Annotated in this window: 22 protein-coding genes; 16 read left to right on the top strand and 6 right to left on the bottom strand. The window is 70.2% G+C overall.

Features of this window, described 5'->3' with window-relative positions; genetic code table 11:
• Window positions 1-54: 54 nt before the first annotated feature.
• Window positions 55-1,287: a cysteine--1-D-myo-inosityl 2-amino-2-deoxy-alpha-D-glucopyranoside ligase gene (gene mshC / locus VGB75_11230; GenBank protein HEY0167603.1), complete on the top strand. Its 1,233-nt coding sequence runs from the start codon at window positions 55-57 to the stop codon at window positions 1,285-1,287.
• 117 nt (window positions 1,288-1,404) lie between these two features.
• On the opposite strand, the gene VGB75_11225 is transcribed toward mshC, so the two are convergent.
• Window positions 1,405-2,298 (bottom strand): PP2C family serine/threonine-protein phosphatase, encoded by an 894-nt coding sequence (locus tag VGB75_11225; protein ID HEY0167602.1) that lies wholly within the window; start codon window positions 2,296-2,298, stop codon window positions 1,405-1,407.
• A gap of 185 nt (window positions 2,299-2,483) precedes the next feature.
• Window positions 2,484-3,347 carry a PAC2 family protein gene (locus VGB75_11220; protein HEY0167601.1) on the bottom strand — a complete coding sequence of 288 codons (864 nt, stop codon included), beginning with the start codon at window positions 3,345-3,347 and terminating at the stop codon, window positions 2,484-2,486.
• A gap of 137 nt (window positions 3,348-3,484) precedes the next feature.
• Between VGB75_11220 and metH the strand changes: the two genes are divergently transcribed.
• Window positions 3,485-7,069: a methionine synthase gene (gene metH, locus VGB75_11215; protein ID HEY0167600.1), complete on the top strand. Its 3,585-nt coding sequence runs from the start codon at window positions 3,485-3,487 to the stop codon at window positions 7,067-7,069.
• A complete protein-coding gene (locus VGB75_11210) occupies window positions 7,066-7,758 on the top strand; it encodes an HAD family phosphatase (protein HEY0167599.1) in 693 nt (230 codons plus the stop codon). The genes metH and VGB75_11210 overlap by 4 nt, the downstream gene beginning before the upstream one ends.
• Window positions 7,759-7,852: 94 nt before the next feature.
• Here the strand turns inward: VGB75_11210 and VGB75_11205 are convergent, their stop codons facing one another.
• Together VGB75_11205 and lepB are read right to left on the bottom strand one after the other, a co-directional pair.
• Window positions 7,853-8,773, bottom strand: coding sequence for a RecB family exonuclease (locus VGB75_11205; protein ID HEY0167598.1), 921 nt, complete (start codon window positions 8,771-8,773; stop codon window positions 7,853-7,855).
• Window positions 8,774-8,917: 144 nt separating this feature from the next.
• The gene (gene lepB, locus VGB75_11200) at window positions 8,918-9,649 is read right to left on the bottom strand and encodes a signal peptidase I (protein HEY0167597.1); all 732 of its coding nucleotides are present in this window, start codon (window positions 9,647-9,649) and stop codon (window positions 8,918-8,920) included.
• Between the two features lie 100 nt (window positions 9,650-9,749).
• Between lepB and VGB75_11195 the strand changes: the two genes are divergently transcribed.
• A complete protein-coding gene (locus VGB75_11195; GenBank protein ID HEY0167596.1) occupies window positions 9,750-10,946 on the top strand; it encodes a site-2 protease family protein in 1,197 nt (398 codons plus the stop codon).
• An 84-nt stretch (window positions 10,947-11,030) separates the two neighbouring features.
• Window positions 11,031-11,969 carry a tRNA (adenine-N1)-methyltransferase gene (locus VGB75_11190; GenBank protein HEY0167595.1) on the top strand — a complete coding sequence of 313 codons (939 nt, stop codon included), beginning with the start codon at window positions 11,031-11,033 and terminating at the stop codon, window positions 11,967-11,969.
• 44 nt (window positions 11,970-12,013) lie between these two features.
• On the opposite strand, the gene VGB75_11185 is transcribed toward VGB75_11190, so the two are convergent.
• Complete coding sequence (locus VGB75_11185; GenBank protein HEY0167594.1) at window positions 12,014-12,307, bottom strand: ferredoxin; 294 nt, start codon at window positions 12,305-12,307, stop codon at window positions 12,014-12,016.
• 170 nt (window positions 12,308-12,477) lie between these two features.
• Between VGB75_11185 and arc the strand changes: the two genes are divergently transcribed.
• From arc to prcA, 6 genes are all read left to right on the top strand, one after another.
• Complete coding sequence (arc, locus tag VGB75_11180) at window positions 12,478-14,220, top strand: proteasome ATPase (protein HEY0167593.1); 1,743 nt, start codon at window positions 12,478-12,480, stop codon at window positions 14,218-14,220.
• Window positions 14,221-14,254: 34 nt separating this feature from the next.
• Window positions 14,255-15,580 carry an MFS transporter gene (locus VGB75_11175; GenBank protein ID HEY0167592.1) on the top strand — a complete coding sequence of 442 codons (1,326 nt, stop codon included), beginning with the start codon at window positions 14,255-14,257 and terminating at the stop codon, window positions 15,578-15,580.
• 29 nt (window positions 15,581-15,609) lie between these two features.
• Window positions 15,610-17,127 carry a depupylase/deamidase Dop gene (gene dop / locus VGB75_11170; protein ID HEY0167591.1) on the top strand — a complete coding sequence of 506 codons (1,518 nt, stop codon included), beginning with the start codon at window positions 15,610-15,612 and terminating at the stop codon, window positions 17,125-17,127.
• 111 nt (window positions 17,128-17,238) lie between these two features.
• Window positions 17,239-17,445 (top strand): ubiquitin-like protein Pup, encoded by a 207-nt coding sequence (locus VGB75_11165; GenBank protein HEY0167590.1) that lies wholly within the window; start codon window positions 17,239-17,241, stop codon window positions 17,443-17,445.
• Complete coding sequence (prcB, locus tag VGB75_11160) at window positions 17,442-18,299, top strand: proteasome subunit beta (GenBank protein HEY0167589.1); 858 nt, start codon at window positions 17,442-17,444, stop codon at window positions 18,297-18,299. The genes VGB75_11165 and prcB overlap by 4 nt, the downstream gene beginning before the upstream one ends.
• Window positions 18,300-18,355: 56 nt before the next feature.
• Window positions 18,356-19,258: a proteasome subunit alpha gene (gene prcA / locus VGB75_11155; GenBank protein ID HEY0167588.1), complete on the top strand. Its 903-nt coding sequence runs from the start codon at window positions 18,356-18,358 to the stop codon at window positions 19,256-19,258.
• Between the two features lie 52 nt (window positions 19,259-19,310).
• Here prcA and VGB75_11150 read toward each other — a convergent pair whose 3' ends face one another.
• Entirely contained in the window at window positions 19,311-19,853 is a 543-nt protein-coding gene (locus VGB75_11150; protein HEY0167587.1) for a Rieske (2Fe-2S) protein, read from the bottom strand.
• A gap of 196 nt (window positions 19,854-20,049) precedes the next feature.
• On the opposite strand from VGB75_11150, the gene VGB75_11145 reads away from it, so the two are divergent.
• From VGB75_11145 to VGB75_11125, 5 genes are all read left to right on the top strand, one after another.
• The gene (locus VGB75_11145) at window positions 20,050-20,583 is read left to right on the top strand and encodes a sigma-70 family RNA polymerase sigma factor (GenBank protein HEY0167586.1); all 534 of its coding nucleotides are present in this window, start codon (window positions 20,050-20,052) and stop codon (window positions 20,581-20,583) included.
• Entirely contained in the window at window positions 20,580-21,293 is a 714-nt protein-coding gene (locus tag VGB75_11140; protein HEY0167585.1) for a zf-HC2 domain-containing protein, read from the top strand. Before VGB75_11145 ends, VGB75_11140 begins: the two co-directional genes overlap by 4 nt.
• Before the next feature lie 67 nt (window positions 21,294-21,360).
• The gene (pafA, locus tag VGB75_11135; protein ID HEY0167584.1) at window positions 21,361-22,719 is read left to right on the top strand and encodes a Pup--protein ligase; all 1,359 of its coding nucleotides are present in this window, start codon (window positions 21,361-21,363) and stop codon (window positions 22,717-22,719) included.
• An 80-nt stretch (window positions 22,720-22,799) separates the two neighbouring features.
• Complete coding sequence (locus VGB75_11130) at window positions 22,800-23,831, top strand: WYL domain-containing protein (GenBank protein ID HEY0167583.1); 1,032 nt, start codon at window positions 22,800-22,802, stop codon at window positions 23,829-23,831.
• The gene (locus VGB75_11125; protein HEY0167582.1) at window positions 23,828-24,772 is read left to right on the top strand and encodes a WYL domain-containing protein; all 945 of its coding nucleotides are present in this window, start codon (window positions 23,828-23,830) and stop codon (window positions 24,770-24,772) included. The genes VGB75_11130 and VGB75_11125 overlap by 4 nt, the downstream gene beginning before the upstream one ends.
• Window positions 24,773-24,783 lie beyond the last annotated feature (11 nt).

The raw sequence follows: 24,783 nt of genomic DNA, 5'->3' as shown, positions 1-24,783 counted from the left end.
CCGCGAGGCCGCCCGCCGAATGGCATCCGGCTGAGCGGCGGCTACCGTACTGGCATGCGATCTTGGCCCACCATCGACGTGCCGGCGTTGCCGGGTGACCCGCGACCTCTCAGGCTTTACGACACCGCGGCCGACGAGGTCAGAGCCACCGCCCCGGGTCAGACCGCCAAGATCTACGTGTGCGGGATCACCCCGTACGACGCGACCCACTTGGGGCACGCCGCGACCTACCTGGCCTTCGACCTGGTGCAGCGGATGTGGCTGGACGCCGGTCACCGGGTGCACTACGTGCAGAACGTCACCGACGTCGACGACCCACTGCTGGAGCGCGCCGCGGCGACGGGCATCTCGTGGTCGGAGCTGGCCGAGCGCGAGACCGAGTTGTACCGCCAGGACATGACCGCCCTGCGGGTGCTGCCGCCGAGCGAGTACGTCGGCGTGGTGGAGTCGGTGGACGAGATCGCCGAGGCGGTGGCCAAGCTGCTGGCCGACGACCACGCCTACTGGCTCGAAGACGACGTCTACGCCCGGACGTCGACCAACGGCCGTTTCGGATACGAGTCGAGGTACTCCCGCGAGCAGATGCTGCCGCTGTTCGCCGAGCGCGGCGGGGACCCCGACCGGCCGGGCAAGCGCGATCGGTTGGACGCGCTGCTGTGGCGCGGTCGCCGGGACGGCGAGCCGTTCTGGGACACCGCCGTGGGCGCAGGCCGGCCGGGCTGGCACGTCGAGTGCTCGGTGATCGCCTGCAACCGGCTGGGGATGGGCATCGATGTGCAGGGCGGTGGCTCGGACCTGCGTTTCCCCCACCACGAGCACTCGGCCGCGCACGCCGAGGCGCTCAGCGGCCAGTGGCCCTTCGCCCGGCACTACGTGCACGCCGGCATGATCAGCCTGGACGGCGAGAAGATGAGCAAGTCCCGGGGGAACCTGGTGTTCGTCTCCAAGCTGCGCGGAGCCGGCGTCGATCCGATGGCGCTCAGGCTGGCGCTGCTGGACGGGCACTACCGGTCTGACCGGGAATGGACCGGCGGCCGGCTGCCGCAGGCCGAGCGGCGGCTGGCCAGCTGGCGGCAGGCCAGCTCGGCAGCGGCCGGCCCGGACGCCCTGCCGGTGCTGGATCGCATGCGTGACCGGCTGTGCGATGACCTCGACACCAGCGGGGCGATGGCGGCCGTCGACCGGTGGGCTCGCTTGACCTTGGAGCAGACCGCCGACGCGGCTGACCCGGCGGCGCCGGCTCTGGTCGCCCGCGCGGTGGACGCGCTGCTCGGCGTCAAGCTGTAGCCGCTTCGGCGCGCTACGTGCGCGCCCAGCGCCATTACCTTGCCAGCTGCCGGCCCTGGCAACGAGCCGACGTCGTCATCGACAACACCGCGCTGACCGCTCCGACGCTGGTCAGCCTCATTCCGCGCCAGGCGTCCTCGCCTGCGGGGCGGTCGGCAGGACGGCGGTAGGCATCGGCGTGGTCGCCGGTGATCTCAGCTCGGCGGACGGCATCACCGCGGTGGCGCCTGCTCGGGCGCTCGTGCTCGGCATCGCCGCGGTCTGCTCCAGCGCCGGCTCGGCGTCGCGCACCTCCACGACGTCGAGGACCACCGTGGTCACGTTGTCGTGGCCCCCGGCGTCCAGCGCCCGGCGCACCAGCTGATCGGCCGCTGCCTGCGGGTCGGGGGTCGCGCTCAGCAACTCGGCGATGACGGAGTCCTCCAGCTCGCCGGTCAGCCCGTCCGAGCACACCAGGAAGCGGTCGCCGGGCACTGGCTGCACCAGCCACACGTCCGGCGCCGGGGCCGGGTCAGAGCCCAGCGACCGGGTCACCACGTTGCGTCGCGGATGCGAGCGGGCGGCCTCGGCGGTGATGCGGCCGGCGTCGACGAGCTCCTGGACCGCCGAGTGGTCCACGGTCAGCTGGCCGAGCTGCCCCCCGGTGAACCGGTAGACCCGCGAGTCGCCGACATTGAACACCGCCAGTTGCTCACCGTGCTCTGAGCCCACCACGCCTATCCCGGTCAGGGTGGTGCCCATTCCGAGCCGGTCGTCGCGCTCGGCGCTCGCCGAGAGGATGTGCTGATTGGCCTGCCGGACGGTCTCGGTGAGGTCTTCGGCCCGCATCCGCTCCTGCTCGGCCAGCCGGGCGAACTCGGTGACCGCCAGCTGGCTGGCCACCTCGCCCGCCGCGTGCCCGCCCATGCCGTCAGCCACCACGAACAGGCCGGGCACCGCCAGCAGGCTGTCCTCGTTCAGCGTGCGGACCCGGCCGACATCGGTGGCCGAACCCCAGCGCAAGGTGAGCATCGGTGCGCGACGTCCCTTCGTAGCGGTCATCTGCGCGCTAAGCGGCTCGACGCCGCTCTGGCGCGCGATCACAGTTTCCCGTCGTGCGGCTGGTGGAGTTGGCAGTGTATGGGCCGACGCGCTCGCCCGCCGGTTCAGGACAGCGGCCCGTGCCCCGCCTCGTGGCCGGCTGCCTTGGCGCCGGCCTACATCGAGCCAGGCGGACCGCCCTTGTCACGCCGGCGCAGGTAGCGCTCGAACTCCTTGGCGATGGCATCGCCGGAGGCTTCGCGCATCTCACCGTCGTCGTCGCGCTCTTCGAGGTTGCGGATGTAGTCGCGCACGTCCTCGTCCTCGGCGGCCATCTCATCGACCAGCTTCTGCCAGTCGTCGGCCTGGGTCGGCAGCTCACCCAGCGGCACCGCGATGTCGAGCACCTCTTCGACCCGGTGCAGCAGGGCGATGGTGGCCTTGGGATTGGGAGGCTGGGCCACGTAGTGCGGAACCGCCGCCCAGAACGAGATCGCCGGAATGCCGACCCGCACGCACGCCTCCTGCAGCACGCCGACGATTCCGGTGGGGCCCTCATAGCGGGACCGGTCCAGGCCGAACCTGGTGGCGCTGGCCGGGTCATAGGAGGTTCCGGTGACCGGGGTGGGCCGGGTGTGCGGGGAGTCCGACAGCAGCGCGCCCAAGGTGACCGCGGTGCGCACCCCCAGCTCGCGCATGATCTCCAGCAGCTCCTCGCAGAAGCCGCGCCAGCGCATGTTGGGCTCGATGCCGCGGACGAGCACCAGGTCGAAGTCCGCGCCGGCCGGCCGGCACACCGACAGCCGGGTGGTCGGCCAGCTGATCCGGCGGGACACCCCGTCCACCAGTGAGACCGTGGGGCGGTTGACCTGGAAGTCGTAGTAGTCATCCGGGTCCAGCGCGGCCAGCGGGGTCGCCGACCAGGTCAACTCCAGGTGCTCGACCGCGCCGGTGGCGGCGTCACCGGCGTCGTTCCAGCCCTCGAAGGCCGCGACGAGAACCGGGTCCTTGAGTTCCGGCCAGTTCTCGAATTCCGTCATCTGCCCAGCTTAGGACTCCATGCCTGCGGCCGGAGCGGCAACAGGCCGGAGCCGGGTGAGACGATCGCACCGCGACACCGCCGTCCCCGCCGCGCGTACAGGGCTCCTGCGCCCGCGACGCCCGGTAAGCTCGGCCTGTGCCTTTAGATCCAGCTAGTGATCCCTTTCTGACTGCCCTGACCGAGCGCGTGCTGGTCGCAGACGGCGCCATGGGCACCATGCTGCAGGACGCGGATCTGAGCCTTGCCGACTTCGACGGCCTCGAAGGGTGCAACGAGATCCTCAACGTCACCCGCCCGGACGTGGTGGCCAGCGTGCACGAGGCCTACTTCCAGGCCGGCGCCGACGCGGTGGAGACGAACACCTTCGGCGCCAACTGGGCCAACCTCGCCGAGTACGACATCGCCGACCGCATTCGCGAGCTTGCCCTGGCCGGCGCACAGATCGCCCGCGAGGTCGCCGACCGGCACTCCACCGCCGAGCGTCAGCGCTTCGTGATCGGCTCGATCGGCCCGGGCACCAAGCTGCCGACTCTGGGCCACGTGCACTTCACCAAGCTGCGCGACGCCTATCTCGAGCAGGCGGCCGGGCTCATCGAGGGCGGCGCCGACGTGCTGCTGGTCGAGACCTCGCAGGACCTGCTGCAGACCAAGGCCGCCATCATCGGGTCAAAGCGGGCGATCCAGGCGGCGGGCCGGGAGTTGCCGATCATCGCCCAGGTCACCGTCGAGACCACTGGCACGATGCTGCTCGGTTCTGAGATCGGCGCGGCCCTGACCGCGCTGGAGCCCTTGGGAATCGACCTGATCGGGTTGAACTGCGCCACCGGCCCGGCCGAGATGAGCGAGCACCTGCGCTACCTGTCCCAGCACGCCAAGATCGGCCTGTCGGTGATGCCGAACGCCGGCTTGCCGCAGCTCGGCCCGGACGGCGCCTGGTACCCGCTCACCCCTGATGAGCTGGCCGGCTCGCTGGCTTCCTTCGTCACCGAGTTCGGCACCGGCCTGGTCGGCGGCTGCTGCGGCACCACGCCCGAGCACATCCGGCTGGTGGCCGAGCGGGTGGCCGGCCTGAAGCCGGCGCGGCGGCAGCCGAAGTCTGAACCGTCGGTGGCCTCGTTGTACGCCAGCGTGCCGTTCCGGCAGGACGCCTCGGTGCTGATGATCGGCGAGCGCACCAACGCCAACGGCTCCAAGGCGTTCCGCGAGGCGATGCTCAACGGCGAGTTCTCCGAGTGCGTGGAGATCGCGCGTTCCCAGAGCCGGGACGGCTCGCACCTGCTGGACGTCAACGTCGACTACGTGGGCCGCGACGGCGCCGCCGACATGCGCGAGATCGCCGGCCGGTTCGCCACCGCCTCGACCCTGCCGCTGATGCTGGACTCGACCGAGCCGGAGGTCATCGAGGCCGGCCTGGAGATGGTCGGCGGCCGGTCGATCGTCAACTCGGTCAACTTCGAGGACGGCGACGGCCCGACCTCGCGCTACGCCCGGATGCTGCCGCTGGTGAAGGAGCATGGCGCGGCCGTGGTCGCCCTCACCATCGACGAGGAGGGTCAGGCCCGGACCCGCGAGCACAAGATCGCGGTCGCCGAGCGGTTGATCAACGACCTGACCGGCAACTGGGGCATCGCGCTGTCCGACATCATGCTCGACTGCCTGACGTTCCCGATCGCCACCGGCCAGGAGGAGACCCGTCGCGACGGCATCGAGACGATGGAGGCGATCCGGGAGCTCAAGCGGCGCTACCCCGAGGTGCAGACCACGCTGGGGCTGTCCAACGTCTCCTTCGGCCTGAGCCCGGCTGCCCGCCAGGTGCTGAACTCGGTGTTCCTGCACGAGTGCGTCGAGGCTGGCCTGGACTCCGCCATCGTGCACGCCTCCAAGATCCTGCCGCTGTCGAAGATCCCGCCCGAGCAGCTGGAGGTGGCGCTCGACCTGGTCTATGACCGCCGCCGTGAGGAGTCGGTGAACGACGACGGCACCGTCAACGAGGCCTATGACCCGCTGCAGCGTTACCTGCAGCTGTTCGAAGGGGTCTCCTCGCAGTCCACGGCCGCCTCCCGGGCGCAGGAGCTGGCGTTGCTGCCGCTGGACGAGCGGCTGCAGCGCCGGATCATCGACGGCGAGCGCAACGGGCTGGAGGCCGACCTGGACGCGGCCATGCAGGACCAGTCACCGCTGCAGATCATCAACGAGACCCTGCTGTCGGGCATGAAGACCGTCGGTGAGCTGTTCGGCAGCGGCGAGATGCAGCTGCCGTTCGTGCTGCAGTCCGCCGAGGTGATGAAGACCTCGGTGGCCTACCTCGAACCGCACATGGAGAAGGCCGACACCGACGGCAAGGGCACCATCGTGCTGGCCACCGTCAAGGGCGACGTGCACGACATCGGCAAGAACCTGGTCGACATCATCTTGTCCAACAACGGCTACACGGTCGTCAACATCGGCATCAAGCAGCCGATCACAGCGATCCTGGAGGCCGCCGAGGAGCATTCCGCCGACGCCATCGGGATGTCGGGACTGCTGGTCAAGAGCACCGTGGTGATGAAGGAGAACCTGCAGGAGATGAACTCCCGCGGGGTCTCGGAGAGGTTCCCGGTGCTGCTCGGCGGCGCCGCGCTGACCCGGGCCTATGTCGAGCAGGACCTGGCCGAGATCTTCACCGGCGACGTCCGCTACGCCCGCGACGCCTTCGACGGCCTGCGGCTGATGGACGCGCTGATGGCGGTCCGCCGTGGTGGGGTCGCCGTCGACCCGAACGGGCCGGATGACACCAAGCTCTCCGATGAGGAGAGTCGCAAGCTGGCCGAGCGCAAGGCCCGTCGCGAGCGGTCACTGCGGATCGCGGCCGAGCGGCAAGCCGCCGAGGACGCCGTCGAGGACCCGCTGGAGGGCACCCGTTCGGACGTGGCCACGGACGTGCCGGTGCCCACCCCGCCGTTCTTCGGCTCTCGGGTCGTCAAGGGCATCGCGCTGGCCGAGTACGCCTCGCTCCTGGACGAGCGGGCCACCTTCATGGGCCAATGGGGCCTCAAGGGCGGCCGCGCCGGCAAGGGCCCCAGCTATGAGGAGCTGGTCGAGACCGAGGGCCGGCCCCGCCTGCGGTACTGGCTGGACCGCTTCCAGACCGAGGGTGTGCTGGAGGCGGCCGTGGTCTACGGCTACTTCCACTGCGTCAGCGAGGGCAACAAGCTGATCATCCTCGGCCAGGACGGCGGCGAGGCCGAGTCCTTCGAGTTCCCGCGCCAGCGCCGGGACCGCAGGCTGTGCCTGGCGGACTTCTTCCGCGCCCGGGAATCCGGCGAGACTGACGTGGTGGCCTTCCACGTCGTCACCATGGGCGCGCGGATCTCGCAGTTTGCCAACGAGCTGTTCGCGGCCAACAACTACCGCGACTACCTGGAGGTGCACGGGCTCTCGGTGCAGCTGACCGAGGCGCTGGCTGAGCTGTGGCACCGCCGGGTCCGCGAGGAGCTGGGCTATGCCATCGAGGATTCCAGCGACCTCGACGAGATCTTCAAGCAGGGCTACCGCGGTTCGCGATACTCCTTCGGCTACCCGGCGTGCCCGAACCTGGAGGACCAGGAGCAGTTGTTCCGGTTGCTCAAGCCGGAGCGGATCGGGGTCGAGCTCTCCGAGGAGTTCCAGCTGGTGCCGGAGCAGTCGACCTCGGCGATCATCGTGCCGCATCCCGAAGCCAAGTACTTCGCCGCCAAGTGAGCAGATCGGCCGACCCTGCGGCGCTGGATGGCCTGCAGGCCGTGCTGTGGGACCTGGACGGAACCCTGGTCGACACCGAGCCGTCCTGGATCGCGGCCGAGTACCGGCTGGTGGAGTCCTTCGGTGGCGTCTGGGACGACCGGCACGCTCACGCGCTGGTGGGCAACCCGTTGCTGGTGTCGGCTGCTTACCTGCGTGAGCACGGCGGCGTCGATCTGCCGCTGGAGGACATCGTGGACCGGCTGCTGGCCGAGGTGGTCGCCGCCGTCGAGCGTGAGGTCGTCTGGCGTCCGGGGGTGCGCCGGCTGCTGGCCGAAGTGCGAGCGGCGGGGCTGCCATGCGCCATGGTGACGATGTCCTACCAGTCCCTGGCGCAGACCGTCGCCCGCCAGCTGCCGGCCGGAACCTTCTCCACCCTGGTGACCGGCGAGCAGGTCGCCCGTGGCAAACCCGACCCTGAGGCGTATCTGACCGCGGCCCAGCGGCTCGGCGTCGAGCCGTCGCGGTGCGTGGCGATCGAGGACTCGCCGGCCGGCGTCGCCTCGGCTGAGGCCGCGGGGTGCGTGGTGCTGGCGGTGCAGAACCAGGTGCCGCTGGCCCCCGCTCCTGGCCGGACCTTGCTCACCGAGTTGAGCGCGGTGACCGTGGCCGACCTGAAGGCGCTGGTCACCGACTACGCCGAGCTCTGAGCCGGCTCCTGAGGCTAGAGGCCCGGCCCGCTCGGGCTGTGAAGGCTCTCAGGCCCTGGCGCTCGGAGGCTCTCAGGCCCTGACGCTCGGAGGCTCAGGTGTCGACGCTGACCTCGACGCTGGGGGAGGCCACCGCAACCCGGTCGGCGGTCAGCGTGGCCAGCGCGTCGAACGGGAATGGCGGCGGGGTGCCGCCCTTGGCCGGGCAGAGCTGCTGGTGGCTGCACCAGTCGCACAGCTTGGACGGGCTCGGTCTGAAGTCGCCGGTCAAGCTGGCCGCCGCGATCGCCTTCCAGATGGCCTGCAGGGTGCCCTCGAAGCGGGCCAGCTCCTCGGCCTCGGGCTGGTAGCTGAGGGTGTCGGTGTCGGCGAGGTAGATCAGCCGCAGCTGGCGGGGCACCACGCCGCGGGTGCGCCAGAGCACCAGGGCATAGAACTTCATCTGAAACAGCGCCCGGGCCTCGAAGGCCTCACGGGGAATCGAGCCGGTCTTGTAGTCCACCACCCGCAGGTCACCGGCCGGCGAGACGTCGAGGCGGTCGACGTAGCCGCGCAGCCGCAGACCGTTCAGCACCACCTCGACCAGCTCTTCGCGGGCGGCCGGCTCCAGCCGTTGCGGATCTTCCAGCGCGAAGTAGTTCTTCACCAGATCACGGGCTGACTCGAGCCAGGCGGCCAACTCCGCGCCCTGCTGGTCGTCGTCGAACAGCTGAGCCAGTTCGGGCCGGGCCTCGAGCAGTCGCTGCCAGGACGGGGCCACGTCGGCCTGGGCCTGCTCGACGGTGCGCTCGCCTGCGGGCAGGTCGTACAGATGCTCCAGCACCGCGTGCACCACGGTGCCGCGGGTCGCGGCGCGGCTCGGCGTCTCGGGAAGCCGGTCGATGCTGCGAAACCGGTAGAGCAGCGGGCAGGTCTTGAAGTCGGCGGCCCGCGACGGCGAGAGCGAGCCGAGGATGGCTGGCGGCAGCGGGGTCTGCTCGGCCGGCGGCGCGTCCAGCAACTCTGTCTGGGTCATGGTCGCAAGACTAGGTGGGGGCGCCGACAGAACTGCCGAACCGGTCCGCGCGTCGGCTCGACGGCCACGATGAAATCGAGGGCCACGATGAAATCGAGGGCCACGATGAGACAGCCGGCGCAACGCTCTCACCGCCCACCTCCCTCACAGCCAGCGCAGGTGCTTGACCGGCCAGCTGACTGCCACTGCCCGGCCCACGATGCTCGAACCGGGGATCGCGCCGAAGATCCGCGAGTCCAGGGAGTCGCAGCGGTTGTCACCCATCATGAAGTACGTGCCGGCCGGCACCTTGACGGCGGCAAAGTCGGCGATCGGGCCGCAGGCCGGATTGACGTAGGGCTCTGCCAGCGCCTTGGTTCCGACGAACACCTTGCCGCCGCGGCCGCTGATCGTCTCACCCGGCAGGCCGATCACCCGCTTGATGAGCTCGGCGGCCTCGGGCGGCGCCAGCGGCGGCCGGTCGAAGACCACGACGTCGGCCCGGGCCACGGAGCTGAACCGGTAGGAGAGCTTGTCGACCAGCACCAGGTCCGGTTGGCAGCTCTGGCAGCCGTGCAGCGTGGGCTCCATGGAGGCCGAGGGGATGTAGTAGGAGCTGATCACGAAGCTTCGCATCGCCACGACGGTGACCGTCACGGCGAGCAGGAACGCCAGCGTGTGGGTCAGCCGGCCGACCCAGGTCACCGGCCGGCTGCGACTGGCTGGCGCAGCGGGCTCGCCCGTCGAACCGTCGGCAGCCGGCTGCTGAGCTGCCGGCGTCCCGGCCCGCTCCTGCTCAGCTGCCCGATCGGCTCGACGCTCGGCCACCCGGGCTTGGATGCGGGCGCGCAGGTCCGGTTCAGGGCCTGGACCCGTCGGCTGCTCACGCTCTGCCACAGTCGCACAGGCTAACCGGTGCGGGGTCAGCGGCTGGCCGACGGCCGGTCGGCGTGGTCGGCGAGGCCGGGCCGGGCTCGCGACCTCGTAGGATCAGGCGGTGAGCAGCCCACGGTCGAAGCCTGACCAGCGACGCGAGGCAGGCGGCTGGCTGCTCCGGATCGGCTCGGTGCTGGGCGTGCCGATCTTCCTCACCCCGAGCTGGGTGCTGGTGGCCGGCTTCATCACCGTCAGTTACGCCGGCTTCCTCCGCGAGCAGATCCCCGGGGCCTCCCACGCCCTCTCCTACGTCCTCAGCCTGCTGTTCGCCACCGCGCTGGCGGCCTCGGTGCTGCTGCACGAGGTGGGCCACACGGTGGTCAGCAAGGTGGTCGGCCTGCCGGTCCGCCGGATCGTGGTGTTCCTGCTGGGCGGGGTGTCCGAGATCGAAGGGGAGGCCACCCGGCCCCGGGACGAGTTCGCGATCGCGGCGGCCGGGCCGCTGGTGTCGCTGCTGCTCGCTGTTGCCTGCTGGGCGGTGAGCCTGCTGCCGCCGGAGCAGTCGGCGGTCGCGGTGCTGCTGTTGCTGCTGGCCTGGAGCAACCTGGTGATCGCGGTGTTCAACGTGCTGCCGGGGCTGCCGCTGGACGGCGGCCGGCTGGTGCAGGCGCTGCTCTGGATGTTGGGCAGCTCCCGGCTGACCGCCATCCGGATCGCCGCCTGGTCCGGCCGCGCGGTGGCCGCGCTGCTCGGCCTGGCCGTCGTGTTCGGCAACGCGTTCCTGGGTGGTGACACCCCGGCTGACCTGGCCACGGTGGGATCGACCGTCATGGGGTTCGCGATAGCCGCGTTCCTGTGGCTCGGCGCCAGCCAGGCGCTGCGGATGGCGCAGCTCAGCGCCCGGGCGGCCAAGCTGCGACTGGACCAGCTGCTGCGGGCTTCGCTCTACCTGCCCTCCCACACGCCGGTGTCCGAGGCAGTCCGGCAGGCGGCGGTCACCGGCGCCACCGGCGTCGTCGTGATCGACGGGCAGGGCCGCAGCCGGGCGATCGTGGACGAGGATCAGATCGCGCAGATCCCGGCGGACCGGCGGCCGTGGACCTCGCTGGCCCAGGTCGCCCACGAGCTTCAACCGGGCATGCTCCTGGCCGAGGACCTGTGCGGGGAGCAGCTCATCGACACGCTGCGCGCGCACCCGGCCTCGCAGTACCTGGTGGTCGGCAAGGACGGAGTGGCTCGCGGGATCGTCACGGCGGTCGACCTCGCGCGAGCGCTGGGCCTTCCTCGACCTAAGCTGCGGCAGCAGTCGCCGAAGTGAGACCGCACTACTGAACCGTTCCGCGCTACCTCTACTAACCGTCTACTTTAACTTGAGACTTATGACAGATTGGCCTTCCTCTCCGTGCCCGACGTGACCGCTGACCAGACGACCGAAGCAGCCCGATTCAGAGTCGGTGACCGGGTGCAGCTGACCGACCCCAAGGGGCGGCTGCACACCGTCACGCTCGAGGCCGGCAAGCAGTTCCACACCCATCGGGGCGCCATCGCCCACGATCACCTGATCGGCGTCGAGGAGGGGTCGGTGGTGTTCTCGACCTCCGGCACCGGCTACCTCGCGCTGCGCCCGCTACTCAGCGACTACGTCCTGTCGATGCCGCGCGGGGCTGCGGTGATCTATCCCAAGGACGCGGCCCAGATCGTGTCCGAGGGCGATATCCACCCCGGCGCCCGGGTGCTGGAGGCCGGAGCGGGCTCCGGCGCCCTGACCTGCTCGTTGCTGCGGGCAGTCGGGCCCACCGGCTCGGTGATCTCCTACGAACGACGGGCCGACCACCTCGAGCACGCCAGGCGCAACGTCGACGCGTTCTTCGGCGGCCCGCCCGAGAACTGGGACCTGCGACTGGCCGACCTCTGCGAGCACCCGCCTGCCGAGGTCGTCGACCGGGTCATCCTCGACATGCTGGCGCCCTGGGACGTGCTGCCCGCGGTGGGCCCGGCGCTGCGCTCCGGAGGGGTGCTGATCGGCTACGTCGCCACCACCACCCAGCTCTCCCGACTGGTCGAGGCGCTGCGCGACGAGGGCGGGTGGACCGAGCCGCACGCCTGGGAGTGCCTGGTCCGCAACTGGCACGTGCTGGGCCTGGCAGTCCGCCCGGACCACCGGATGCAGGGCCACACGGCGTTTCTGGTCACCGCCCGGCGGCTGGCGCCCGGGGTGGTCGCGCCGACCCGGCAGCGCCGGCCGGCCAAGACGGTCGAGCTCGAGGTCGCGTTCGGCATGGTCGTCGAGCCGGCGCAGCCGGACTCCGATCAGCGGCCGGCCCGGCCGCCGCTGCCCTGAGCCCGCTCAGGCGGCCAGCCCGCCCGCCGCTGCCCTGAGCCCGCTCAGGCGTCGGGGCCGGCCACCAGCACGCCGTCGGCGGCCCGGGCCACGTGGATGCAGTTGCCCGGGCACTCCTTGGCCGAGTCCAGGACGTCCAGCCGCAGGTTGGCCGGCACGTCGACCCGGGCGCCGTCGCTCTGCTTGAGATCGCCCTCGGCGTCCTTGACATAGGCGAGGCCGTCGACGTCGAACTCGAAGACCTCCGGGGCGTACTGCACGCACAGGCCGTCACCGGTGCACAGCTGCTGGTCGATCCACACTTCGAGCACTTCGGAGTCCGTGCCGCCCTCTGTCACCCTCGGTCCTCACTGCGTCAGTGTCTGCCGCTTCGCCGTCCTCGGCCGAAGCGTGATGGATGTGCAACCGCAGTTCAGAGTAGTTGCCTCGCGATTTCTCACCCCGTGTGTAGGGTAAAAATCGAGCAGCGCCCCCACCTGCTCGGCAGGTCCATCGAAAGGGTACCTAGATGGCGGAAGAGTTCGGCAACGATCGAGGCTCCGACAAGTCGAATGCGGCGGAACTCGCGTACGAGATCCAGATCCTGCGCGCCCGTATCGCCGAATCCCCTCGCCAGATGCGCGCTTTGGAAGACCGGTTGATCGAGACCCAGGCACGGGTGGCCTCGTTGACCGACCGCAACGAGCGGCTGGCCGACACGCTGCGTGACGCCCGCGACCAGCTGGTCACCCTCAAGGAGGAGATCGACCGGCTGGCGCAGCCGCCCTCGGGCTACGGCATCTTCCTCGAAGCCGTGGACGAGCACAGCGTCGACATCTTCACCGGCGGCCGCAAACTGCGGGTCGCGGTCTCTCCCGAGGTCGGCATCGACACCCTCGAGCACGGCCAGGAGGTCATGCTCAACGAGGCCATGAACATCGTCCAGGCCCGCGGCCACGAGCGGGTCGGCGAGGTCGTGATGCTCAAGGAGATCCTCGAGGGCGGCGACCGGGCACTGGTGATCGGGCACACCGACGAGGAGCGGATCGTCCACATCGCCGACATCCTGCGCGGCTCGCCGCTGCGGGTCGGGGACTCGCTCCTGCTGGAGCCGCGGTCCTCCTACGTCTATGAGCGGATTCCCAAGAGCGAGGTCGAGGAACTCGTCCTGGAGGAAGTCCCCGACATCGACTACACCGACATCGGCGGCCTCAGCAAGCAGATCGAGCAGATCCGCGACGCGGTGGAGCTGCCGTTCCTGCACGCCGACCTGTTCCGTGAGCACCAGCTGCGGCCACCCAAGGGCATCCTGCTCTACGGCCCGCCCGGTTGCGGCAAGACCCTGATCGCCAAGGCGGTGGCCAACTCACTGGCCAAGCAGGTCGCCCGGGTGCGCGGCGACACCGAGAAGGGCCGGTCGTTCTTTCTCAACATCAAGGGCCCGGAGCTGCTGAACAAGTACGTCGGCGAGACCGAGCGCCACATCCGGCTGGTGTTCCAGCGGGCCCGTGAGAAGGCCAGCGAGGGCACTCCGGTGATCGTGTTCTTCGACGAGATGGACTCGATTTTCCGGACTCGCGGCTCGGGGGTGTCCTCCGACGTGGAGAACACCATCGTCCCGCAGCTGCTGAGCGAGATCGACGGTGTCGAGGGCCTGGAGAACGTGATCGTGATCGGCGCGTCCAACCGCGAGGACATGATCGACCCGGCCATCCTGCGTCCCGGCCGGCTGGACGTCAAGATCAAGATCGAGCGTCCCGACGCCGAGGCCGCCCGCGACATCTTCGCCAAGTACATCCTCACCTCGCTGCCGATCCACGCCGAGGACCTCGCCGAGCACGGCGGCTCGGCCGAGGCCACGGTGAACGCGATGATCCAGCACACCGTGGAGCGGATGTACACCGAGAGCGAGGACAACCGCTTCCTCGAGGTGACCTACGCCAACGGCGACAAGGAGACCCTGTACTTCAAGGACTTCAACTCCGGCGCGATGATCCAGAACATCGTCGACCGGGGCAAGAAGATGGCGATCAAGGATCTGCTCACGACCGGCCAGCGCGGCCTGCGGATGCAGCACCTGCTGGCCGCCTGCGTCGATGAGTTCCGGGAGAACGAGGACCTGCCCAACACCACCAACCCCGACGACTGGGCCCGGATCTCCGGCAAGAAGGGCGAGCGGATCGTCTACATCCGCACGCTGATCTCCGGCGGCAAGGGCAGTGAGTCCGGGCGGGCGATCGACACCATCTCCAACACCGGGCAGTACCTGTAGCGATATCGCTTGAGGCGCCCGCGATGATTCTCGGGTGAGCGGTTGGCGGACGCGGCTGCGGTCCCTGGCTATCGACCTGGGACCGCTGCGCCGTCACCGCGATTTCAGGCTGCGCACCATCGCTGCCAGCGTCTCGGCCTTCGGCGCGTACTTCACCATGATCGCGGTGCCGATCCAGATCATGCGGCTCACCGGTTCGACGGTGGCGGTCGGCCTGGTCGCAGCGGCTGAGTTCTTCCCGATCATCGCGGTGGGCCTGCTCGGCGGGGCGGTCGCTGACCGCTTCGACCGGCGCAAGGTGGTGCTGATCTCCGAGCTGGGCGCGCTGGGCTGCACGCTGGCGCTGCTGGGCAACTCGCTGTTGCCCGAGCCCAGGCTGTGGGTGATCTACCTGATGGCCGCCGGCGCCGTCTCGGCCAGTGCCATGCAGCGGCCCAGCCTGGACGCGATGCTGCCCCGGTACGTGCCACACGCCGAGATCCCCGCGGCGAGCATGGTGAACAACCAGGCCTGGGGACTGGCAGGCATCGCCGGCACCACGCTCGGCGGGGTGCTGGCAAGCACCAGCATCAGCCTGGCCTACGCCGTCGACGTCGCCAGCTTCGCGCTGTCCCTGCTGGTGTTCCTGCGGTTGACGCCCTTGCCGCGCACGCTCAGCACGGTCGTTCCCGGGGTCCGGGCGACGCTGGCCAGCGTCGGCGAGGGCGTCAGGTATGCCCTCGGGCGCAAGGACCTGCTGGGCACCTACCTGATCGACACCATCGCGATGGCCATGGCGATGCCGATGGCGCTGTTCCCGTTCTTCGCCGCTGAGCTGCATGCCCCGCACGCCGTCGGGCTGCTGTACGCGGCGGACTCGGTGGGCGCGCTGCTGGCCGGCGCCGTCTCCGGCTGGATCCGTCGGGTGCACCGGCACGGGCTTGCCATCATCGTGGCCGCGCTGTGCTGGGGCGCGGCGATCGGGCTGGCCGGCCTGATGCCCAACCTCGGCCTGGTGCTGCTGTTCCTGGCCTGCGCGGGCGCTGCCGACATGGTGTCGGGCACCTTCCGCGCGGTGATCTGGGACCAGACGATCCCCGATGAGCTCCGCGGCCGGCTCGCCGGCATCGAGCTGTTGTCCTACTCGATCGGCCCGACGCTGGGAAATGCCCGGGCAGGTTTCATGGCGGTCGGCGGCGTGCGGTTCGCCATCGCCAGCGGCGGCCTGCTGTGCGTGCTGGGTGTCGGCGCCGCGGCCGCGGCGCTGCCTGGCTTTCGTGCTTACGACACCCGCACGGACGAGTTCGCGCTGGCCGAACGGCAACGCCGCAGCGCGCCGGGAGCTGGCAGTCACACTCCGCCGGGTGGGCCGAGCACGTAGCCTTGCTCCATGAGCAGTAAGGGAACCGCATGAGTGTGATCCGGGTGATGGGCGCCGAGGTCGAGTACGGGATCAGCCTGCCGGCCAACCCCAACGCCAACGCGATGCTGCTCTCGGCCCAGGTGGTCAACGGTTACGCCTCGCTGCTGCCCGGCGGTCGCCGCCGGCGCCCGGGCTGGGATTTCGAGGAGGAGTCCCCGCTTCGCGACGCCCGGGGCTTTGACCTGTCCGGCCCGAACAACGTCGCCGAGCAGTTCCTCGACGACGAGGAGGACGCCGGCCTGGCCAACGTGGTGCTGCCCAACGGCGCCCGGCTCTATGTCGACCACGCCCACCCGGAGTACTCGACGCCTGAGGTCACCTCCCCGCTGGACATCGTCCGCTTCGACAAGGCCGGCGAACTGGTGATGTCGGCGGCGGCTCGACAGGTCGAGCGGCTCAGCGGCACCACCATCACGCTCTACAAGAACAACACCGACAACAAAGGCGTCTCCTACGGCGCGCACGAGAACTACCTGATGAGCCGGCAGACCCCCTTCGCCTCCATCGTCAGCCAGCTCACCCCGTTCTTCGTCACCCGGCAGGTCGTCTGCGGGGCCGGCCGGGTCGGCATCGGGCAGGACGGCCACCAGCACGATTTCCAGATCAGCCAGCGGGCGGACTTCTTCGAGGTGGAGGTCGGGCTGGAGACCACCCTGAAGCGGCCGATCATCAACACCCGCGACGAGCCGCACGCCGACGCGGAGAAGTACCGGCGCCTGCACGTGATCCTGGGCGACGCCAACCTCGCCGAGCTGTCGACCTTCCTCAAGGTCGGCACCACGTCCCTGGTGCTGGCCATGATCGAGAACCGCTGGCTGGGCGATGACCTCAGGATCATCGAACCCGTGCGGGAGCTGCGCGCGGTCAGCCACGACCCCTCGCTCAAGCACGCCATGCGGCTGGCCGACGGCCGGACGGTGACCGCCCTGCAGCTGCAGGGCGAATACCTGGACCGGGCCCGCAAATACGTCGATGACCGCTTCGGCAGCGACATCGACCCGCAGACGGCGCAGGTCCTCACCGAGTGGGAGTCGGTGCTGACCCGCCTCGCCGAGGACCCGATGCAGCTGGCCGGCGAGCTGGACTGGGTGGCCAAGTTACGGCTGCTTCGCGGCTTCGCCGAGCGCGACGGCCTGGACTGGTCCTCGCCCCGGCTGCATGCCATCGACCTGCAGTACGCCGACATCCGGCCGGACAAGGGCCTGTACCACCGGCTCGTCCAGCGAGGTTCGATGCGCACCCTGATCGAGCCGCACCAGGCCGTCACCGCGATGAACGAGCCGCCGACCGACACCCGGGCCTACTTCCGCGGCGAGTGCCTGCGCAGATACCCCGACGCGGTGGCGGCGGCGTCCTGGGACTCGGTGATCTTCGACGTCGGGCAGCAGTCGCTGGTCCGGGTGCCGACCTTGGAGCCGCTGCGCGGGTCCAAGGCGCACGTGCAGGAGCTGCTGGACCGGTGCCCGACCGCGCAGTCCCTAGTGCAGGAGTTGCTGGGTCACTGAGTTCCGGTATGCCAACATTCACAGCTAATTCCCGGTCCGCGCGGCAACCGCGCCGGGTGAGCTACTAGTGTCGAGAGGTACTCGCCGCCTGGCGGGTCTGCGGAGGTAATCATGGCCAGTCACGAGGGTGGGCAGTCCCGGCCCGCCAAGCAGCGCGCGGACGTCGATGAGGTAGCCGAGGAGACCAGCACCGATGTCGCCGAGCGCCACGAGAAGCTCAGCGACGACGTCGACGCGATCCTGGACGACATCGACGAGGTGCTCGAGACCAACCCTGAGGACTTCGTCCGGAGCTTCGTCCAAAAGGGCGGCCAGTGAGCGGTCACGGCGATAAGGCTCATGGACTGCTGCGGTACGCGACGGCTCCCGGCTCGTCGTCCTTCGTCGAATTCATGTCGGCAGCCGCCGCTGAGCTGCTGCCGGGCCACCGGGCGCATGCCGTGACCGGGCACCCTACGACCATGCCGCAGTCCGCGCACGCCACCACGATCGTGGCCGCGACCTTCAACGGCGGCGTGATCATGGCTGGTGACCGCCGGGCCACCATGGGCAACCTGATCGCCCAGCGCGACATCGAGAAGGTGTTCGCCGCCGACGACCACTCCCTGGTCGGCATCGCCGGCACCGCGGGCATCGCGATCGAGCTGGTCCGGCTCTTTCAGGTCGAGCTCGAGCACTACGAGAAGATCGAGGGCACCGCGCTCACCCTCGACGGCAAGGCCAACCGGCTCGCGACGATGATCCGGGGCAACCTGGGCGCGGCCATGCAGGGCCTGGCTGTCGTGCCGCTGTTCGCGGGCTTCGACGTCGACAGCGCGGCCGTGCAGGGCTCGGCCACCGCCGGGCGCATCTACAGCTACGACGTCACCGGCGGGCGTTATCCCGAGCAGTACTACCACTCGGTGGGCTCGGGCTCGGTGTTCGCCAAGGGCGCGCTGAAGAAGCTCTGGCGTCCGGGCTTGAGCGAGGAAGAAGCGGTCTCGGTCGTCGTGGAGGCGCTGTACGACGCCGCCGACGACGACTCGGCCACCGGCGGGCCGGACCTGACCAGGCGGATCTACCCGGTCGTGTACGCCGCCACCGCCGACGGCACCCGTCGGGTCGCTGACAGCAGCCTGGACACCGTGGTGCGGGCGCTGCTGGAGCGACGGGCGCTCGCGCCGGGTTCCTGAGCCACCCGCACGAGCCCGCCGCCAGCCGTCGAACCCTACGAACCGGAGAACACCTCATGTCGATGCCGTTCTACGCCTCGGCCGAGCAGATCATGCGCGACCGGTCCGAGTACGCCCGCAAGGGGATCGCCCGGGGCCGCAGCGTGGTGGTGCTGACCTACGCCGACGGCGTGCTGTTCGTCGCTGAGAACACCAGCTCGGCGCTGCACAAGGTCTCTGAGATCTATGACCGGATCGGCTTCGCCGCCGTAGGCAAGTACAACGAGTTCGAGAACCTCCGGGTGGCCGGCATCCGGCTGGCCGACCTGCGCGGCTACTCCTACGACCGCCGGGACGTCACCGCTCGAGCGCTGGCCAACGCCTACGCCCAGACCCTGGGCTCGATCTTCACCGAGCAGCAGAAGCCCTACGAGGTCGAGTTGTGCGTGGCCGAAGTGGGCTCGGTGGCGGGGCAGGACCAGCTGTACCGGCTCTCCTATGACGGCACCATCGTCGACGAGCCGGAGTTCCTGGTCATGGGCGGCCAGGCCGACACGGTCGCGGGCGCGCTCAAGAACTCCTTCCGCTCTAATCTGCCGCTGGCCGAAGCGGTGTCGGTCGCGGTCCAGGCCCTGGGCTCAGTCGGCGGCGAAGCCGGCGCGAACCGGGTGCTGGTGGCCGACAGCCTGGAGGTCGCGGTGCTGGACCGCAACCGGGGCCAGCGCAAGTTCCGCCGGATCGTCGGCCCCGCGCTGAGCAGCCTGCTGCCGGCCAGCGTGAACGGCGCTGCCGGAGCGCAGGACCAGACCGCCGCGCCGGACGGCACTGTGGTCGACACCGCCGGCGGCGGCACGGCCACGACGGCCGAAGGCGGCACGGCCGCGACCGCCGAACCTGCCGGGACCGGCGGCCTCGGCACCGCTGACGAGGCCACCGGCGCCGACACGCCGCCGACGTCGGCTAACCCGGACGGGTCCTGACCCGTTCGGAGCCGGCGAACGCCAGTGGCAGCTTCCGGCCGCTGGCGTGAGCTCAGCCGGCCACCACGTCGTCGCCGGACAGCGCGACCTTCACCGTGCCCAGGGGACTGCGAGCCGGGCCGCTGAGCACCGCGCCCTTGAGGTCGAAGGCCGAGCCGTGACACGGGCAGTCGAGTTCTTTGCCCGCCGGTTTCACCGTGCAGCCCTGGTGGGTGCAGATCGCGCTGTAGGCCGCGACCGTGGTCTCGGTCGGCCGGGTGATGATGATCTCCGCGCCGTCGGGCCCCTTGGCCGAGATGGCCTCGCCCACCTTGATGTCGGACAGCTTGGCCAGCGCCTGCGCCGCGGCGGCGCTGGAGCTGGGAGCAGCGGCGCTGGAAGACCCGGTCGCGGCCGCGCTAGAAGACCCGGCGGCAGCCGAGCTGGAACCGGCGCCAGGGGTGTTCGACCCCGCGGCCGGCTGGTTGGCGGGCGCCTTGGCCTGTGAGCAGCCGATCAGGGCGATCCCCGGTATGCCGACGGCCCCGACCGCCAGCAGGCTGCGGCGGCTGAGGCCCGCCGGTGTCGAATGGCTCTCGTCGTGCTCTCTCATCATCCACCGGCTCCAGGTCTGCGTTCGTCAGAAGTCATTGCTCGCTCAAACACTTGAACGGATGCGGCGCGCGATCGGTTCAGGTGGAGCAGGATTGAACCGTCCGGACAGCTCCGCCGTATGTGTTCGGGACGGCGCTCCCACTCACCAGCCACTGACCGCGCACCGTGTAAGCAACCAGCACGCAAGGAGAGCCTGAATGCCAGCCGATCGCGGCGCGGTCGATGAGCGTGAGTTCATGCAGGCCCTGCATGACGAGCACGCCGCGGCGCTGTGGGCCTTCGCGGTCCGGCTGACCGGCGGTGACCGGCAGGCCGCCGAGGATGTGGTGCAGGAGACCCTGCTACGGGCCTGGCGCAACCCCGACAGCCCGGCCTTCACGGCTGAGCAGTCCGGCGCCGCCCGCGGCTGGCTGTACACGGTGGCCCGTCGAATCGTGATCGATGAGTGGCGCGCGCGCAGCGTGCGTCCGGAGAAGCTGGTCTCAGCCGTCCCCGAGCCCGCGGTCGCCGACCACACCGACGCCCTCGTCGAGTCCCGGCTGTTCGCCGACGCGCTGCTGCGGCTCAGTGCCGAGCACCGGGCCGTCCTGGTCGAGTTGTTCTACCGGCGCTCGAGCGTGCGCGAGGCCGCCCACCACCTTCAGATCGCGGAGGGGACCGTGAAGTCTCGCTCGCATTACGCCCTACGGGCTCTCAAGCTGGCCCTCAACGAGATCGGGGCTCTGCCGTGACCGGCCCGGGCGCAGGGGAGGGCGCCGCCGAGCGCGAGCTCGCCGACGAGCACGCCCGCTTCGAGTTCGACGACGCCGCCTACCTGCTGGACGCGCTGGAACCTGAGCAGCGCGAGGCCTTCGAGGGCCACCTCAGCCGGTGCCCGGTCTGCCGTGACCGGGTGGCCGAGTTCGGGGACCTGCCGCGGGTGCTGGCTCGGGCCGACATCTCGGCCTGGGTTCCGGAGTCCCCGCCGGACACGCTGCTGCCCAGGCTGCTGCGCCAGGTCACGGCCAGCCGCCGGCGGCGGGCCTGGCGGATCGGCTCGCTCGCGGCCGCGGCGGCCTGCCTGCTCGCCCTGCTGGCCACCGGCGCAGTGCTTGGTTGGCAGAACGCGCACCGGCCGCAGACCCTGGCGATGCAGCCGGTCGGGTCGAACGCCGTCGGAGTGCACGCCACCGTGCAGCTGGTCGGGTCCGACTCGAGCCCCCGGGTCAAGCTGGCCTGCGGCTACGCCGGCGGCAGCGGCGGTTACCCGCGCCGCGCCGACACCTCTTACCGGATGATGATCTTCAATCACCGGGGTGAGAGGGTCGATCTCGGCAGCTGGACCCCGCAGCCGGACGAGGACGTCCAGATCACCCGCACCAGCCCGTGGCCGCGGTCGAGCATCAGCCGGATCGAGGTGTTCGACGACCGGGGCGAGCCCGTGCTGCGATTGCGCTTGTAGGCGACAAATGCATGCCGATGACGCCACACAAGGCGCATCCGGCTCCAACGCTGACTAGGCTGGGTTCGTGCAGCGACGCATCTTCGGTATCGAGAACGAATACGGTGTGACCTGCACTTTTGAGGGTCAGCGCCGGCTCAGCCCTGACGAGGTGGCCCGCTACCTGTTTCGCCGGGTGGTGAGCTGGGGCCGGTCCTCCAACGTCTTCCTGCGCAACGGCGCCCGGCTCTACCTCGACGTGGGCAGCCATCCCGAGTACGCCACCCCCGAGTGCGATTCGCTGCTCAGCCTGGTCACCCACGACAAGGCCGGTGAGCGGATCCTGGAGGGCCTGCTCATCGACGCCGAGAAGCGGCTCAACGACGAGGGCATCGCCGGCGACATCTACTTGTTCAAGAACAACACCGACTCGGCCGGCAACTCCTACGGCTGCCATGAGAACTTCCTGGTCGCCCGGCACGGCGAGTTCAGCCGGATGGCCGACGTGCTGATCCCGTTCCTGGTCACCCGGCAGCTGATCTGCGGCGCGGGAAAGGTGCTGCAGACCCCCCGGGGCGCGGTCTACTGCCTCAGCCAGCGGGCCGAGCACATCTGGGAGGGCGTCTCCTCGGCCACCACCCGGTCAAGGCCCATCATCAACACCCGGGACGAGCCGCACGCCGACGCCGAGCGCTACCGGCGGCTGCACGTCATCGTCGGCGACTCCAACATGAACGAGTCCACCACCCTGCTCAAGGTGGGCAGCGCCGACCTGGTGCTGCGGATGATGGAGCAGGGCATCACCTTCAAGGACCTGACCCTGGAGAACCCGATCCGGGCGATCCGCGAGATCAGCCACGACCTGACCGGCAGCCGGCAGGTGAAGCTGGCCAACGGCCGGCAGGCCAGTGCCAGCGAGATCCAGCGGGAGTACTTCGAGAAGGCGCGGACGTTCGTCGACGCCACGGGCTCGGACCCGGTCACCGAGCAGGTGCTCGACCTGTGGGGCCGGACCCTCAAGGCGGTCGAGTCCGGCGACCTCAGCCTGATCGACCGCGAGATCGACTGGGCCACCAAGTACCAGCTGCTGGAGCGCTACCGCAACCGCTACGACCTGCCGCTGTCCTCGCCGCGGATCGCCCAGCTCGACCTGACCTATCACGACATCCGGCGGGACCGGGGTCTGTACTACCTGCTGGCCAACCGCGGCGCGGTCACCCGGACGACCTCTGACCTGGCGGTGTTCGAGGCCAAGAGCGTGCCGCCCCAGACCACCCGGGCCAAGCTGCGCGGGGAGTTCATCAAGCGCGCGCAGGAGACCAGGCGTGACTTCACGGTGGACTGGGTCCACCTCAAGCTGAACGACCAGGCCCAGCGGACCGTGCTGTGCAAGGACCCGTTCCGAGCGGTCGATGACCGGGTCGAGAAGCTGATTGCCTCGATGTGAACGCCGGGGCCCGACGAACCACGCAGCCCGCCCGGGGTGGCGCGCCGCGCGGGCGTCGGCGTCGCCTACCGTTGTCGGACATGGCGGCGCGTCGACAGCAACGACTGGTGTCTCTGGTGCTGTGCCTGCTCTCGACCCGGCAGTACATCACCGCTGACCGCATCCGCGACACCGTCGAGGGCTATGAGGTGTCAGAGGACTCCACCAATCCCGACGAGGCTTTCAAGCGGAGCTTCGAGCGCGACAAGGCCGAGCTGCGCGAGCTCGGGATCCCGCTGGAGACCGGGCGCAACTCCGTCTTCGACACCGAGGACGGCTACCGGATCGCCCGGCACCAGTTCGAGCTGCCGCCGATCGAGTTCACCGCCGACGAGGCGGCCGCGGTGGGACTGGCCGGCCGGCTCTGGAGCACCGCGTCGCTGGCCACCGAGGCCCGGACCGCGCTGATCAAGCTGCGCGCCGCCGGAATCGAGATCGAGGAGCCGCCCGGCGCCGACGCGTTGCCCCCGCTGCCGGGCAACGAGCCGGCGCTGCCGGGCCTGGTCGCGGCGGTGTCCGAGCGCCGGGTGGTGCAGTTCGCCCACCGCAAGCAGTCGGCCCCCGCGCCGCAGAAACGGGTTCTCGAGCCGTGGGGAGTGCTGTCCTGGCGTGGCCGGTGGTACGTGGTCGGCTATGACCGAGGCCGTGGCGATGTGCGCAGCTTCCGGCTGGACCGGATCGTCGGCGAGGTCAGGACACTGGCCACCGCCGCCGAGACCAGCCGTCCTGAGGACCTGGACATGCTCGAGCTGGTCCGGGGCGCCAACCACCAACCCGACCAGCTGGCCAGTGTGCGGGTCGCTCCGGGCCGCGGCGGCCAGCTGCGGCGCCAGGCGCGGCAGGTGCGCAGCACCGCCGAGGGAGATGTGCTGACCCTGGACTACCGCGACCTCGACCGGCTTGCCGGGCTGGTGGCCGGCGCCGGGGCCGAAGCCGTCGCGCTCGAGCCGCCGGAGCTGGTGACCGCGGTGATCGGGTTGCTCAGCGGCGTCACCGGCGGCCGACCGGGTGCCGAGAGCGCCGAGCCTGCGGCGGTGGCCGGAGGCACGGCGTTGACCGGCGGTGGCCGGTGACCGACACCAGCGACAAGGTGTCCCGGTTGCTGGCCCTGGTGCCTTACATCCTGTCGCAGGGAGTGGCCTCGATCAGCGAGACCGCGCGCACGTTCGGGATCGGTGAGGAGCAGCTGCGCAAGGAGCTGGAGATGCTGTGGCTGTGCGGACGCAGCTCCGGGCCCGAGGACCTGATCGACCTGATGTTCGACGGGGACACGGTGTCGGTCACCTACGACGGCGGCCTGAGCAGGCCGTTGAAGCTGACCGCGACCGAGGCGATGACGCTGGCGGTCGCCCTGCGCGCCCTGACCGACGTCCCGGGCGCTACCCAGGGCGGCGCGGCCGAGCGAGCCCTGACCAAGATCGAGGCAGCGGCCGGCCAGCACCTGGACGCCGACGCGGTGGACATCCGACTGGCCGGGCGTGATCGCTGGCTCAACCTGGCCCGGCAGGCGGTCGAGCAGAAGCGCGCCATCGAAATGGACTACTACTCCGCCAACCGCGACGAGACGACCCGCCGGGTCATCGACCCGGTCCGGGTCTTCGTCGCCGAGGAGATCGGGTACCTGGAGGCGTGGTGCCGCCGGGCCGAGGGCATGCGGATCTTCCGGGTGGACCGGATCGAGGACGCGACGCTGCTCGACGAGCCGGCCGACGTGCCGGCCACTGTGACCCTGACCGACGTCAGCGCCGGGGTCTACCGGCCCGCGCCGGAGCATCTGCTGGTCGAGCTGCGGCTGGGCCCGGGTTGGGAATGGGTCAGTGACTACTACCCGTGCGAGACGGTGCAGCAGGTGGGCGCGGCCTTGCGGGTGACGCTGCGGGTGGCCAATCCGGCCTGGGTGGCGGCGCTGGCCCGGCGCTCGGGCGGCGCGGTCACCGTGCTGGCCCCGGACTGGTTGGCCCGTGACGTCGAGGCCTCGGCCACACAGGCGCTGGCCGCCTACCGCGAACAGTAAGCTGCCCAGTC

The organism is Jatrophihabitans sp., from assembly GCA_036399055.1.
Classification (GTDB): Bacteria; Actinomycetota; Actinomycetes; order Mycobacteriales; family Jatrophihabitantaceae; genus Jatrophihabitans_A.
This window is presented reverse-complemented; position numbering and strand designations above follow the sequence as displayed.